The organism is Variovorax sp. P1_H12_2, from assembly GCF_056405335.1.
Genome location: NZ_JBFUCI010000130.1, coordinates 1 through 14,521, shown reverse-complemented (window position 1 = coordinate 14,521; position 14,521 = coordinate 1). Strand labels below are relative to the sequence as shown.

General features: G+C 64.9%; 13 protein-coding genes. 5 read left to right on the top strand and 8 right to left on the bottom strand.

The annotated features are described in order from the left end of the window. Positions 1 to 110: 110 nt before the first annotated feature. From AC1D2K_RS15195 to AC1D2K_RS15175, 5 genes are read left to right on the top strand one after another with little or no spacing between them, the layout of a single operon-like run. On the top strand, positions 111 to 1,085 hold the full coding sequence (locus AC1D2K_RS15195; protein WP_478089664.1) for a branched-chain amino acid ABC transporter permease: 975 nt from the start codon (positions 111 to 113) through the stop codon (positions 1,083 to 1,085). Next, positions 1,082 to 1,840: an ABC transporter ATP-binding protein gene (locus AC1D2K_RS15190; protein ID WP_478089663.1), complete on the top strand. Its 759-nt coding sequence runs from the start codon at positions 1,082 to 1,084 to the stop codon at positions 1,838 to 1,840. Before AC1D2K_RS15195 ends, AC1D2K_RS15190 begins: the two co-directional genes overlap by 4 nt. After that, on the top strand, positions 1,834 to 2,523 hold the full coding sequence (locus AC1D2K_RS15185) for an ABC transporter ATP-binding protein (protein WP_478089662.1): 690 nt from the start codon (positions 1,834 to 1,836) through the stop codon (positions 2,521 to 2,523). The genes AC1D2K_RS15190 and AC1D2K_RS15185 overlap by 7 nt, the downstream gene beginning before the upstream one ends. 46 nt (positions 2,524 to 2,569) lie before the next feature. After that, positions 2,570 to 3,985: an amidase family protein gene (locus tag AC1D2K_RS15180; RefSeq protein ID WP_478089661.1), complete on the top strand. Its 1,416-nt coding sequence runs from the start codon at positions 2,570 to 2,572 to the stop codon at positions 3,983 to 3,985. Positions 3,986 to 4,000: 15 nt separating this feature from the next. Then, on the top strand, positions 4,001 to 5,419 hold the full coding sequence (locus tag AC1D2K_RS15175; protein WP_478089660.1) for an amidase: 1,419 nt from the start codon (positions 4,001 to 4,003) through the stop codon (positions 5,417 to 5,419). 91 nt (positions 5,420 to 5,510) lie between these two features. Here the strand turns inward: AC1D2K_RS15175 and AC1D2K_RS15170 are convergent, their stop codons facing one another. The 8 genes from AC1D2K_RS15170 to AC1D2K_RS15135 all read right to left on the bottom strand — a co-directional run. Beyond that, positions 5,511 to 7,454 (bottom strand): flavin-containing monooxygenase, encoded by a 1,944-nt coding sequence (locus tag AC1D2K_RS15170; RefSeq protein ID WP_478089659.1) that lies wholly within the window; start codon positions 7,452 to 7,454, stop codon positions 5,511 to 5,513. 40 nt (positions 7,455 to 7,494) lie between these two features. Further along, complete coding sequence (locus tag AC1D2K_RS15165) at positions 7,495 to 8,667, bottom strand: ABC transporter substrate-binding protein (RefSeq protein ID WP_478089658.1); 1,173 nt, start codon at positions 8,665 to 8,667, stop codon at positions 7,495 to 7,497. 56 nt (positions 8,668 to 8,723) lie between these two features. Further along, the gene (locus tag AC1D2K_RS15160) at positions 8,724 to 10,574 is read right to left on the bottom strand and encodes an AMP-dependent synthetase/ligase (protein WP_478089657.1); all 1,851 of its coding nucleotides are present in this window, start codon (positions 10,572 to 10,574) and stop codon (positions 8,724 to 8,726) included. A 4-nt stretch (positions 10,575 to 10,578) separates the two neighbouring features. After that, positions 10,579 to 11,337, bottom strand: coding sequence for an ABC transporter ATP-binding protein (locus tag AC1D2K_RS15155; RefSeq protein ID WP_478089665.1), 759 nt, complete (start codon positions 11,335 to 11,337; stop codon positions 10,579 to 10,581). Between the two features lie 11 nt (positions 11,338 to 11,348). Further along, positions 11,349 to 12,113: an ABC transporter ATP-binding protein gene (locus AC1D2K_RS15150; RefSeq protein WP_478089656.1), complete on the bottom strand. Its 765-nt coding sequence runs from the start codon at positions 12,111 to 12,113 to the stop codon at positions 11,349 to 11,351. Next, complete coding sequence (locus tag AC1D2K_RS15145; protein WP_478089655.1) at positions 12,110 to 13,183, bottom strand: branched-chain amino acid ABC transporter permease; 1,074 nt, start codon at positions 13,181 to 13,183, stop codon at positions 12,110 to 12,112. Before AC1D2K_RS15145 ends, AC1D2K_RS15150 begins: the two co-directional genes overlap by 4 nt. A gap of 2 nt (positions 13,184 to 13,185) precedes the next feature. After that, positions 13,186 to 14,052 carry a branched-chain amino acid ABC transporter permease gene (locus tag AC1D2K_RS15140; protein WP_478089654.1) on the bottom strand — a complete coding sequence of 289 codons (867 nt, stop codon included), beginning with the start codon at positions 14,050 to 14,052 and terminating at the stop codon, positions 13,186 to 13,188. Between the two features lie 62 nt (positions 14,053 to 14,114). Next, positions 14,115 to 14,521 (bottom strand): enoyl-CoA hydratase-related protein (locus tag AC1D2K_RS15135; RefSeq protein WP_478089653.1); only part of this gene is annotated, 407 nt, incomplete at its 5' end.

Sequence of the window (14,521 nt, the reverse complement as noted above, 5' to 3'; positions counted from 1 at the left end):
GTGGTGCAKAGCCTCGTGAGCACGTTCTGGTCGGAGGGCGCCAGCATGTCCGGCTACATCCTCATGGCCTTGATCATTCTTCTGCGGCCGCGCGGACTGATGGGGCGGGCATGATGCGCGACCAGCGGCTTCCCCTCCACCTCCTCGCGATCCTGGCGCTGGCCGGCGGCCTGGCGGTGGCGATGCCCAGCCTCGCGACCGCGACGCAATGCGTGGTCATGGCCGTCGCCGCGCTCGGCGGCACCTTCCTGCTTGGCAAGGTGGGCCTGCTCTCGTTCGCGCAGGCGGCGTTCTTCGGCGCCGGTTCCTATGCGGCCGGGCTGGCCGGCTTGCACCTGCATGCGGGCGCGCTGGGCATGCTTGCGGCGGGCGTGGCCGTCGCAGCCTTCGCGGGCTTGCTGGTCGGCTGCATCGCCACGCGGCGACGCGGCGTCTACTTCATCATGATGACCCTCGCGCTGGGGCAGTTGGCATTCTTCATCGCCTATGCCTGGTCGGACCTGACCGGCGGCGACAACGGACTGGCCTCGGTGCCCCGCGGCGCGCTCATGATCGGCGGCTTCGAGCTGACGCCGCTGGAAACGCCGGCTGCCTTCTACGGCTTCTGTGTCGCGTGCCTGGTGGTGACCTATGCCGCCTTGCACGGCGTCAGTCGCTCTCCTTTCGGCTCCGTGCTCGCAGCCATCCGGGAAAACGAAGATCGCGCGATCGCCGCGGGCTACAACGTCTACTGGTTCAAGGTGGGCGCGATCGTCATGTCGGCGGCCGCCACCGGCGTCGCCGGTGCGTTGTACGCCATGTTCCTGAGATTCGTTCCGCTCAGCAACATCGACTTCGCCATGGTCAATCACCTGGTCCTGGTGACGTTGATCGGAGGCACCGGTTCCCTGATGGGCGGCGTGCTCGGCGGCGTCGCGTACGAACTCCTGAGCCACTTCCTTGTCGGTCTCTGGGAACGATGGCTTCTGCTGCTCGGGCTGGCGCTCATCTTCATCGGCGTGTGGATGCAGTCGGGCCTGTGGGGATTGCTCGAAGCACTGGCGCGGCGCGTGCGCGGCGGCCAAGACAAGAAGGCTTTCCAATGAACGCGGCCACGCTCGAAGTCAAGAACCTGAGCCTGAATTTCGGCGCCTTCCAGGCGCTGACCGATGTGAACTTCAGCATCGCCCCTGGAGGCGTGCATGCCTTCATCGGTCCCAATGGCGCGGGCAAGACTTCGCTCTTCAACTGCATCACGGGCCTTCGCAAGCCAAGCCAGGGCGAAATCCTGCTGGGCGGCCTGGACATCGTGGCCATGAGTCCGCAGCGACGGGTGCGGCGGGGCCTGGCGCGGTCCTTCCAGGTGACCAACATCTTCCCCGAGTTGTCCGTCGTCGAGAACGTCCGGCTGTGCATCCAGGCCATGCGGGGCAAGTCCTCGTTCAATCCCCTGCCCTCGCGCCGGATTCAGGCCGCGCTTGGCGAGGAGGCCATGGTCTTGCTGGAGGAGCTGGGACTCCACCCGCATGCCGACCGCGCCGCGGCCAATCTGCCGCACGGATTGCAGCGCCGGCTGGAGATCGCGATGGCCCTCGCGGCGGACCCGCGTGTGCTTCTGCTGGACGAGCCGACCTCCGGCATGGGCGTGGACGACCTGCAGGAGATGACCGCGCTGATTTCCCGCCTGGGCAAGACGCGCACGGTCATCCTGATCGAGCACAACATCAAGCTCGTCATGTCGATCAGCCGCGACGTCACGGTGCTGCACCGCGGTTCGGTCCTGGTGTCCGGCGAGCCACACGCCGTCGCGGGTCATCCGGAGGTCAAGAGCGCGTACCTGGGGAGCCAAGCGTCATGCTGAAAGTCAGTCAACTTCACGCGTACTACGGCAAGAGCCACATCCTCCAGGGCGTCGACCTGCACGTCGGCGACGGCGAGATCGTCGGACTGCTGGGCCGAAACGGCGCGGGCAAGACCACCACGCTGGCGTCCATCGCCGGCCTGATGCGCGGCTCGAAGGGAAGCATCGTGCTGGGCACCGAGTCGATCCTGCAGCTTCCCGCCTACCAGATCGCGCAACGCGGCATCAGCCTGGTGCCGGAGCATCGCGGCATCTTCAAGACCCTCTCGGTCCTGGAGAACCTTCAGATCGCCGAGCGTCCCGGCTCGAAGTGGCATCTTGCCGACATCTTCGGCATGTTCCCCCGGCTGTCCGAACGGCAACGCAACGGAGGCGCCGAACTCTCGGGGGGCGAGCAGCAGATGCTGGCGATTGCGCGTGCGCTGCTGAACAACCCCCGGGTCCTGCTGCTCGACGAGCCGACGGAGGGACTCGCCCCGGTCATCGTCGACGAGTTGCGCCAGGTGGTGCGAAGGGTCCGCGATGCGGGCGTGCCGGTCCTGCTCGTCGAGCAGAACCTGAGCTTCTGCATGGACCTGGCGGACCGCCACTACATCCTCGAGCAAGGGGCGATCGTCCACGAGATCCACCGGCAGGCCTTCGGCGCCGAGCGCGCCGTCTACGAGCACTACCTGAGCGTCTGAACTGCAACCCTCCCCATCGGCACCTTCATCCGGCGCCCTCGAATCCATGAAAGAAGACATCTGGCGCTGGTCGGCCACCGACGTGGCCGAGCGCATTCGTGCGAAAGACATCAGCAGCCGCGAGGCGGTGCGCTCGTGTCTCGAGCGGATCGACCGGATCAATCCTGGCGTGAACGCCGTCGTTTCGCTGCAAGCCGAGGCGGCCTTGGCTGCCGCGGACGCGGCCGACCGCGCGGTCGCCGCCGGAGAACCGCTGGGGCTGCTCCATGGCGTCCCGATCACCACCAAGATCAACGTCGACCAGGCGGGACTTCCCACCACCAACGGCGTCGTCGCGCTGGCGGACCAGGTCGCGGCGTCGGACAGTCCGGTCGTCGCCAATCTCCGGCAGGCGGGGGCCGTGATTCTCGGGCGCACCAACACGCCGGCGTTCTCGATGCGCTGGTACACCGAGAACGACCTGCACGGGCGAACGCTGAATCCCTGGAATCCGGAGGCGACGCCGGGCGGATCGAGCGGAGGCGCCTCGGTGGCGGTGGCCACGGGCATGTGCGCGATCGGCCACGGCAACGACGGTGGCGGGTCGCTGCGCTATCCCGCCTACTGCACCGGCACCGTGGGTTTGAGGCCTTCGTTCGGCCGCGTGCCCGCGTTCAACGGAACCGCCTCGGGCGAGCGCCAGCTCTCGCTGCAATGGGTCTCGGTGCAAGGCGCGATCACGCGGACCGTCGCGGATTCGCGGCTGGCCCTGCGGGCGATGGTGGCACCGGACCCTCGCGACCCGTGGCATGTGCCGTTGCCGATCGAGATGCCCGAGTGCCCGAAGCCTTGCGTGGCCGTGAGCATCGACCCGGCGGCTGTCGGCGTGCATGACAGCGTGCGGGACCACGTGCTCAAGGCCGCATCGATTCTGGCCAGCGCCGGCTACCTCGTCGAGCGCTGCGATCCGCCCGATGTCGCCGCGTCGGCCCGGGCCTGGAACGACTTCGCCCAGGGTGAATCGAGAATGTCCCTGGCGCCGCAGGTGAGAGCGCTCGGCGATGCGAACAGCGTGCGCGCTTTCGAGCTGATGATGAACCGCACCCCCCACCTCGACACCCGGGCCCTGATGCAGGTTGCGGCTTCGCGGGCGACACTGCTGCGAAACTGGCAGTTGTTCATGGAATCGCATCCCCTGGTCCTCTGTCCGGTCGCCATGGAGCCGGCCTTGCCTTATGGCGTGGACATCGAGAGCGACCAGACGGTGGACAGACTCTACCGCTCGCACACCTTCCTCTTCGCCACCGCATTCCTCGGCCTGCCCTCGATCTCGGTCCCCACGGGCGTGGTCGACGGTGTCCCGATGGGTGTGCAGATCATCGGCCGGCGCTTCCGGGAAGACATGGTGCTGGACGCGGCGCACGTGATCGAGCAGGTCTGCGGAGTGCCGACGCCCATCGATCCAACACAGTTCAACCACTGATCCACAAAGAGAATCATGAAAAATCTTCCTTCAGACATCTGGAAATGGGACGCCGTCGACATCGCTCGCGGCATTCGCAGCGGCACGATCTCGAGCCGCGATGCGGTGCAGGCGAGCCTGTCGAGAATGGCGGCGGTCAACCCCCGGCTCAACGCCGTCGTGGTCGACCTCGGCAAGCAGGCGATGGCCGACGCGGACGCCGCGGACGCTGCCGTGGCGCGCGGCGACGACGTCGGACCCCTGCATGGCGTGCCCGTCAGCATCAAGATCAACGTCGACCAGAAGGGCCAGGCCAACAGCAACGGCGTCGTGGCGTTCGCGGACAACATCGCGACCGACGACAGCCCCGTGGTCGCCAACCTGCGTTCCGCGGGCGCCGTGTTCGTGGGTCGTACCAACACGCCGGCATTCTCGGCGCGCTGGGCCACGGACAACGACCTGCATGGCAACACCCTGAATCCCTGGTCGCTCGACCACACGCCGGGTGGCTCGAGCGGCGGCGCGTCCGCGAGCGTGGCGGCCGGCATCACGCCCATCGCGCATGGCAACGATCTGGCGGGGTCCATTCGCTACCCCGCCTACTGCACGGGCATCGTGGGCCTGCGCCCCAGCTTCGGCCGCGTGCCCGCATTCAACCCGTCCGCCAAGGTCGAGCGCTCCCTGTCGATGCAATGGATGTCGGTCCAGGGGCCGCTTGCGCGCCGTGTCGCCGACGTGCGCCTGGCGCTGGAGGTCATGTCGAAGGCGGACCTGCGCGACCCGTGGTGGGTCAATGCGCCGTTGCAAGGCGCAAGGCCACCGGGGCCTCTTCGCGTCGCCCTGTCGGTGGATCCCAGTGGCACCGGCGTTCATCCTCATGTCGAGGCCGCGCTGCACAAGGCCGCGCGCGCCCTGGCGGCGGCAGGGTATGCGGTGGAAGCGGTCGATCCGCCCGACATGGCGGCCATCGCTGAAGACTGGCATGTGCTGTCGCGCGCCGAAGCACCGCGATTCATGCTGGAGGGTGTCCACGCCCACGGCGATGCGGGCATCAAGAAGGCCGTTCTCTGGCACATGGAGAATCCCCGGCGCCCTACGCCCGACGAGTACATGGACGCACTGGCGCGGCGCGCGGCATGGGTGCGCAAGTKGAACGCCTTCCTGGCGCAGTACCCGCTCGTGCTGTGCCCCGTCTCGCTGGCCCCACCCTTCCGACAGGGCGCGGACGTCTCGACCGAGGAGGTGTTCAACGAGATCGTCCGTACACAGGCGCCGTCCTTCGCAGTGCCGTTGCTGGGCCTGCCCGCGATCTCCGTCCCGACCGGCGTCGAGCAAGGATTGCCGACCGGGGTCCAGCTGATCGCCGCGCGCTTCCGCGAAGACCTGGTGCTGGAGGCCGCGGAAGTGATCGAAGGCCACTGTCCGATGGCCACGCCCATCGATCCCTCGTTCTGAGCGGTGCGCGTTTCCCGGCTTGATCGCCGGGATCCGGCTGGCACACGGTGCTCGCGGCTCCGGCGCGCCCGGGGTCGCCAACAGCGACAGTTCACGGCACCGGGCCGGCGCCAGACCTGCCGACGAAATCGTCGAGATCGATGCGACGGGCCATGTGCCAGGAGTCGTCGTTGCGAAACGGTGTGGTCAGGACCACCCGCCCTTGGGCATTGCGGTACCAGGTGCTCATTCCCTTGTGGCTCCAGATCATCCGGTCGTGCGCCGCCTGCACGCGCTCGTTGAACGCCAGGCAGAGATCCGGTTTCACCATGATCTCGAAGTCGGCGCCATACCGCGCGATGGCTTTCTGGATGATTCCCAGGATGTAGTTCACCTGCGTCTCGATCGCGGCCACCACGCTGCCTCCATGGCCCAGCCCGGTATTCGGCCCGGAGAGCACGAAGAAGTTGGGAAACTCGGGGACCGTCATGCCCATGTAGGCCTCGGGACCACGGCGGGCCCACGCGTCACGGATCGACAACCCGTTCTTTCCATAGAGTTCGAACGAGGCGAGCATGTTGACGGCGTCGAAGCCCGTCGCGATCACCAGGATATCGACGGGAAAACGCTCGCCGGCCGTCGACACGACGGTGTCGCCCTCGACTTCGGCGGCGCCGTCGGTCACCAGGTGCACGTTGTCGCGCCGCAGTGTCCGATACCACCCGTTGTCCAGCAGCATGCGCTTTCCGAACGGCGGGTAGTCGGGCAGTACGCGGGCCAGCAGATCCTGCCGCGGCCCGAGTTCGGCCTTGACGTACTCGGTGAAGTATTCGCGGTGCTTGTCGTTTTGTGCGTTGATCGCACGATCCTGATGGGGCCAGGACGGATCCACCTGAAGCGAGGAATGAACGCGGTCATTGAAGATCCACGCCAGTCGTTGCCTGTACCACTGCTGGTAAAAAGGAAGCTCGGCCAGAAGAAATCGTTTGCCGGCGCCGATGGGCATCCGGAATTTCTCGAATGGCGCCGCCCACTGCTTCGAACGCTGGAAGACGGTCAGTGCGCCGACCTGCGGCGCGATGGCCGGGACGATCTGCATCGCCGTAGCACCGTTGCCGATCACCGCGACCCGTTTGCCCGCAAGGTCGACGCCTTCCGGCCAGCGCGCGGTGTGGAAGCATGGCCCCTTGAAATCACTCAGGCCCTTGATGGGCGGCAGTTTCGGCGTGTTCAGATAGCCGACCGCGCCGATCAGCACGTTGGCTTGCAGCTGTTCGGTCTGGTCGCCCTCTTCCATCGTGACTTGCCAGCGCGCGGACGCTTCGTCGTAGCGAGCGCTCTGCACCTTGGTGCCGAAACGGATGCTGTTCAAGACACCATGCTCGCGGGCGACCCGTTCCAGGTAGGCCTGGATTTCATGCTGGAGCGCGAAATGCATGCTCCAGTCGTTGTTGGCAAACGAGAAGGAGTAGATGTGGCTCGGTGTGTCGACGCCACATCCCGGATAGCGGTTCTCGTGCCAGGTCCCGCCCAGGTTGGAGTTCTTCTCGATGACGACGTAGCGGATGCCCGCGCGCTGCAGCCGGATCGCCGCGCACAGGCCGGCAATGCCGGCGCCGATGATCACGACCAGGAAGTCCGATGGCACATCGACAGCGTCAGGCTGGTCGAGGGCGAAGGCCTTGTCCAGACCGAGGCCGGCAGCGACGATGGCCCCGTAGCCGTCGGGAATCCTTTCTCCGGTACTCTGCCGCATCATCTGCGTCAGCAGATCCTCGTCCGGCGCTGGCAGCACCGGGGCGGCTCCGCCTTTCCAGGCCAGGATGGCCTTCGCCGCCGCGGCGCGGATCTCGCTGCGTGTGGCTTCATCGAGGCCGCCCGAGTCCAGTTCATCAAGACCCGGCGCCCGGGCGCAACGGAAGCGCTCCGACAGCCATTGCATGTCCCCCGTGAGGTGAAGCAGCATCATCAACAGCGTCGGGATATTGGCGTCAGGCAGCGCCTCCCTCAGCTTGCGCTCCCAGCTGCCAGCGGTGTTCGATCGATCGTCGCTCATGGAATCCTTCACTTGAGATCCGATGCGCTTGAGCGCCGAGCTACTTCTGGGCTTCCGAGATCATCTTCCAGCGGCCATCCCGCACCTGTGCGATGCGGACATCGCGCAAGCCCAGATGATCGTTCGGCTTGAACTGGATGGTCGGAACGCCGAACAAATCGCCGCCGGTGTAGCTGAAGGTGTCCAGCACCTTGCCCAGCGAGTCGGCCGTGAGGTTCTTTCCGGCCTTCTCGGCAGCGCGTACGAACAGATCCGCCTTCAGGTAGCCGATGGTCGAAAACGGCGAAGGGTCGGCATTGAATCGTTCCTTGTAGGACTTGATCCAGGCTGCCAGCTGAGGCGTCGCGCCTTCCGCATACGGATGTGGAAAGTTCACCGTCGCGTAGAGACCATCCACCACCGCGCCGCCCAACTGGTGCAGGGTCGCGGAATACGCCGAAGCCGTGACCATGAAGCCGGGCTTCCAGTCCAGCTTGCGCGCCTCGCTCATGATGCCGATGGTTTCCCGGGTGGAGCCACCGATCACGATCAGGTCGCAGCCAGCATTCTTGACTCGAGCCACCTGTGAAGAAAAGTCGGTCGATCCACGGCGGAACGAGACTTTCTCGCAGAGCGGAAGACCCAGTTCCTTCGTGATCGAAGTCAGGCCCGCGATCACGTCCTTGCCGAAGTCGTCGTCCTGGTAGATGACGCCCACGTTCTTGTAGTTGCCGGCCTTGACAAGGTAGCGAACGCCAATCACGACCTGCCCCTCGTAGGGCATGTCGATCGAGAACTTGTAAGGGCTGAGTGGCTCGTAGGTGACCGGCACGGGGGCGGCCGGAAAGAGGCTCGGCACGTTCTTCTCGAGCGCCATCGGAATCGTGGCCACGGCAATCGAGGAGCCGAGCGTATTGATCAGCGCGAACACGTCGTCCTTGTCGAGCAGCTTGCGCGCGGCGAGCACGCCTTTCTTGGTATCCCAGCCCGAGTCCTCGACGATCAGCCGGACCTTGCGGCCGTTCACGCCGCCCGCGGCATTGACCTCGTCGAAACGCATCTGCATGCCATGGCGAAAGTGTTCCCCCAACATGGCCACGGGCCCCGAGAGGTCCTGGATCGAGCCGACCACGATCTCGGCGTCGGTCACGCCCCCGGCCTGGCCAGCACCCGGCAGCATCATCACGGCAGCCAGCGCGATCGGCATCCAATTCATTCTGACGAACAGCTTCATGAAAAGTCTCCTTCTTGGTTATTGACGTAGGGATTGGCGTTGACTCGGGCCCGGTGCTAGATCGCCTCAGCCAGACCCCTGCCGTACATCGTCTCGATCAGAGGCAGGTACTTCTGATTGACGAGCTTTCGCTTGAGCTTCATCGTCGGGGTGAGCTCTTCGTCCTCGACACCGAGCTTGCGATCGATCAACTTGAACTTCTTGATCTGCTCGACGCGAGCGAATCGGCCATTGACCTCGGTGATCACGCTCTGGATCAGCGCGTGAATCTCGGGCGTGCGGCAAAGGCTCGCATAGTCCGAGAATGCGATGCCTTGGGCCTGCGCGTATTTCTCGATGTTCTCGTGGTCGATCATGACCAGGCACACGAGGTAGGGTCGCCGGTCGCCGATCACGACCGCGTCGGAGATGTAGGGTGAGAACTTCAATTCGTTCTCGATCTCCGATGGCGTGATGTTCTTTCCACCCGCGGTAATGATGATGTCCTTCAGGCGGTCCTTGATGCGCAGATAGCCATCGGCGTCCAGCTCGCCGACGTCGCCCGTGTGCAGCCATCCATTCGACAGCGCTGCCTGCGTGGCCTCGGCCTGGTTCAGATAGCCCGCAAAAACGTTGGGGCCCCGAGCCAGTATCTCGCCGTGTTCCGACAGCCGGATCTCGCAGCCGGGAATCACCGTGCCCACGGTGCCCAGCCTGGCGGCGCCCAAGGGGTTCGCGGTCAGGATGCCGCTGCATTCCGTCTGCCCATAGAGCTCGATCACTTCGATCCCCAGGGCGCTGTACCACTCCAGCAAGCGGACCGAGATCGGCGCGGCGGCGGAACAGAGCACGCGACAACGCTGCAAACCGATCGCAAGCCGGATATTCCGCAGCACCGCCCGGCTCATGACGCCGTGAGCGATGCGCAGCCACAGGGGGGCGCTGCTGTGTGACAGGCGATGCGCCGCCATCCGCGCGCCCAGCCGGATCGCCCAGCCATAGGCACGCCGCTGGAATGGCGTGGCTTCGCTCAAGCGAATCTGGATCGCGGAGTAGAACTTCTCCCAGGTGCGCGGCACACCGARGATCATCGTCGGCTGGATCTCCCTGATGTTCTCCGCCACGGCGTCGGGGTTCTCGACGAAGTTCACGACGGTGCCGGACAGCAACGAGGCCATCAGTCCCCCAATGCGCTCGGCGACATGGCACAGCGGCAGATAGCCCATGCGTTCGTCGCCCGCATGTTGCTTCAACACCTTGCTTGCGATGGCGTCCATCGCAAACAACACGTTGCGGTGGGTCAGCATCGCGCCCTTGGGCCGTCCGGTCGTTCCGGAGGTATAGACCACGATCGCGGTGTCCGAGGCATGTGTCTGCTGCGAACGCCGGGTCCAGTCGTCCGGCCTCTGCGCGGCGGCATCGCGGCCCAACCGGATGAACTGTTCCCATTCCATCACCATCGGATCCGCGAATTCGCTCAGGTGCTCGGTATCGAAGACGACGATGCGGCGCAGGCCAGGCAGGCGATCTCGCACGGACAAGACCTTGTCCAGTTGCTCGTCGTTCTCGACGAAGACATGGACCGCACCGCAGTCCTGCAGCAGGTATTCCACCTGCTCGGAGGAGTCCGTCGGGTAGACGCCCGTGCTGACACCTCCCGCGGTCAGGATCCCGAGGTCTGCGAATGCCCATTCGCGCCGGGTGTTGGACAGCACGGCGGCGGTCTCGCCAAGCTCGAAGCCGAGATGCATGAGGCCCATCGCCACATGGCAGACGGCCTGGCCCAGATCGGCCCAGGTGCTCTCTTCCCAGATGCCCAGGACCTTCTGCCGAAAGACGACTTCGTTCGCACGCCGTTCGACCCATTGGTGAAACAGGCCGGCGATGGTCTCGTCCTGCCCTGACGTCGGGGTGTTGAGATTGTTCATGTCGTCAGTTCCAGGTCTTGCGCCGCTTCCAGCGTTGCTCGCCGCGCACACCATCGGCCTTGATCCCGAGGTAGTACTCCTTGACGTCAGGGTGGTTTCCCAGCATCTCGCTCGTCCCCTCCAGCACGATGCGGCCCACCTCCATGACGTAGGCATAGCTGGCGGTTCGCAATGCGATCCGGGCGTTCTGCTCGACCAGGAGGATTGTCGTTCCGTGTTCGCGGTTGATACGCGTGATGATGGAGAAGATCTCTTCCGTCAACCGTGGCGAAAGACCCAGGCTGGGCTCGTCGAGCAGCAGGAGCCGCGGCCGGATCAGCAGGGAGCGGGCGATCGCCAGCATCTGCTGCTGCCCCCCGGAAAGCTGGCCCGCCAGATGCCCGGCACGTTGACGCAGCTCCGGAAAGTAGCCGTACGCGGACTCGATGTCCGCGCCGACGTCGGCATCCGACCGGATATAGGCACCCAGTCGAAGGTTCTCGTGGACCGTGAGCAAGGGAAATACCTCGCGCCCCTCGGGCGCGTGCGCGACGCCGGCGTGGACGATCCGTTCCGGCGACAAGCCATCGACACGCTCGCCGGCCACCTGGATGCTTCCCTTCGTGGGCTTCAGGACACCGGAGATGGACTTCAGTATCGATGTCTTTCCGGCGCCATTGGCACCGAGCAGGGCGACGATCACGCCTTGCGGCACTTCGAGCGACACGCCCCGGATCGCGGTGACCGGCCCATAGGCCGCTTCGATGTTGCGCAAGGCGAGCATGGGGGTAGCGCTCACGACTGGACTCCCAGGTAGGCTTCGATCACCAGCGGGTGCGACTGCACTTCCTGCACACTGCCCTCGGCCATCACGCTGCCTTCGTTCAATGCCAGGACACGATCGGATACCTGACTCACCAGGCTCATGTCGTGTTCGATCATGAGTACCGTGATGCCGAAGCGGCGCTTGATATCAAGGATCCAGTAGCCGATGTCTTCGCTTTCCTCGGCGTTCAGCCCCGACGAGGGCTCGTCCAGCAGCAGCAGCCTTGGCTGGCTGCACAGCGCGCGGCCGAGCTCGATCACCTTGCGCACGCCGTACGGCAAGGCGCCGACCTGGGTGTCGCGGTAGCGATGCAGGTCCAGAAAATCGATCACCTCCTCCACCGCTCGGCGACTCTCCAGCTCGACCTCCCACATGGCCTTGCCGAACCATGATTCGGCAAGGAAGCCACGCTGCCGGAATCGATGCCTGCCGACCAGCAGGTTCTCGAGCACGCTCGCGTGATCGAACAGTTCGAGGTTCTGGAAGGTCCTGGCAATGCCCAGCCGGGCGACGCGGTGCGCCGGCACCGCGGTGAAGTCGACGCCGTCGATGAACATGCGACCGGCAGTGGGGGCGTAGATCCTGCTGAACAGGTTGAACAAGGTGGTCTTGCCGGCGCCGTTGGGGCCGATGATGCAGAAGATCTGGGCCGGCTCCACACTGAAGCTCACGTCCTTCACCGCCACCAGTCCCCCGAACTGCACCTTCAGGTGCTCCGCGCGAAGCAAGGTCATTGCAGACGCTCCGTGCGCAGAAAGTGGCGTTCGCGCGTGAACACGGAGGCCGGGCAAAGCGGGAACAGCTCCAGGTAGGTGCGAAGCTTGAGCCATCGTCCGTACAGGCCTTTGGGCTCGACCAGGACGAAGAACAGGATCACCAGTCCGAATACGATCGGCTGCAGGCCGGTCTGCTGAGCGACGAAAGCCGGGAGGTGATCCTTGAGGATCGCAATGGCCTGAGGCAATGCGATCACGAAGGCTGCGCCAAGAACCGCGCCCTGCATCCACACCACGCCGCCGATCACCACCATCATCAACAGTTCGATCGACAGACTCAGGCCGAACTGCTCCGGGCTGAGATAGGTCATCATGTGGGCATACAGCGCGCCTCCCAGTCCCGCCATCAGCGCCGAGAGGGCGAAGGCGAAAGTCTTGAACAGTGCGACGTTCACGCCCATCGACTGCGCCGAGACTTCCGAATCCCGTATCGCCTTGAGCGCACGGCCAGTGGGGCTGCGCAACACATTGAGGACCACCAGCATGCAAAGAACGAGGACCGCGAGGCACAGGTAGTAGAAAGCTGCGCCGGTGATCGCAACGCCCCCCAGCGTCGCATTGGGCACGGCCAGGCCGCTGCTGCCGCCCGTCACGGTCTCCCAATGGGAGATCAGGATCTCGACAATGAATCCGAACGAGAACGTGGCGATGRCCAGGTAGAGGCCTCGCAAGCGCAGTGCCGGAAATCCGATCACCAGGCCCAGCACGGCGGCAATCCCACCCGAGAGCGCCAGCGAAAGCAGCAGAGGCACACCCCGCGCCAGAAGCACGGCCTGCGCATAGGCGCCCGCTGCGACAAAGGCCGCATGGCCCAGCGAGACCAGGCCCGTCACGCCCGTCAGCACGACGAGGCCGATGCCGATCAGGCTGTAGATGAGGATGAAGGTCAGTTGCGCGACGGCATAGCTCGGCAAGACCATGGGTGCGAACAGCATTCCCACGAGCAGCAGGCCGTACCAGAACACCTGGTCGCCACGCTTGAGCAGGCGGATATCGATGCGATAGTTCTTCTTGAAGTCGTAATGCACGGCTAGACCTTCTTCCGAATCTGGGCTGAAAACAGACCTGCGGGCCGCAGCATCAGCACCAGCAGGACCAGGACATGGGGCGCCGCGTCCTTGAATCCTTYGGGCAGATAGAGCCCCGCCAGCGACTCGCACAGACCCAGAATCAAGCCGCCCGCGACTGCGCCAGGAATGCTCCCGAATCCGCCGATCACAGCCGCGGGAATCGCCATGACGCCCACGCTGCCCATGTTGATATGGACGAAGGTGATTGGCGCCATCAGTATCCCGGCTACCGCGGCAAGCCCCCCGCTCAGCGCCCACACCTTGGCGTTGGTCTTCGATACCGGGATGCCGATGTAGTACGCCGCCAATTGGTTTTGCGAAGTCGCCCGCATGGCCAGGCCGAGCTTGGCGGTGCGGAAGAAGTAGAACAGCGCGATGCACAAGGTTGCCGTCGAACACACGATGACAATGTGCTCGATGGAAATCCGCGATCGCAACAGATCTACCAACTCGCCCTGATAGGGGACACGCAAGTGGTGGGTGTCGGTGCCCCAGCCGGGCACGGCCGAGGCCAGGCCACGCGCGATCATGCCGATCGCCAGTGTGACCATGACCACGGAGATGGTGGACTCCCCCTCGATGGGCCGCAGGATGAAGCGCTCGACGGCAGCCCCCAGGAGGGCCGTCCCCATCACCGCGACCAGCCCGCTGACGACGAGGGGCCAATGCCACAGCTCGGCCATCGTGTAGGCAAAGTACGCACCGATCATCATCAGCTCGCCCTGGGCGAAATTGACGGTTTCGGTCGCCTTGTAGATCAGTACAAAGCCCAGGGCGATCAAACCGTACACACAACCCACGGCCAATCCACTGATGATGATCTGCATGCCTTTGGTTCCTGCTGATGCTGCGTCGATGCATGTGGCGGCGGAGACCGCCGCCACGGTGCCTACTTGTAGATGTCGGGCTTCACCTCGGGCCCACCCTGGCTGTAGTCCTTGAAAGGACCGTCGCGCATTGCGACTGCCGCGCCCACGCCCTTCTCCTCGGCCACCTGGACAAACTCCGCCGCTTCGCGGGTATTGCGCATGACGATGTCGAAGACCGGGCCAATGAGGGAAGACTCCTGCACGCCCATGCGGTCGTAGACATGGTTGGTGATGTACTTCATGGCCGCAAGCTGGGTCACGGGAATGTTGGCCAACTCGTTCACGTACTCCCAGACCTTCGCGTCCAGCTCCTCGATCGGATAGGAGAAGTTGATGAGCCCGACTTCCTCGGCCTCCTTGCCCGACAGCGAACGGCCCGTGAGTGCATAGTGCTTGGCCTTGGCAAGGCCCAGCCGATACACCCACA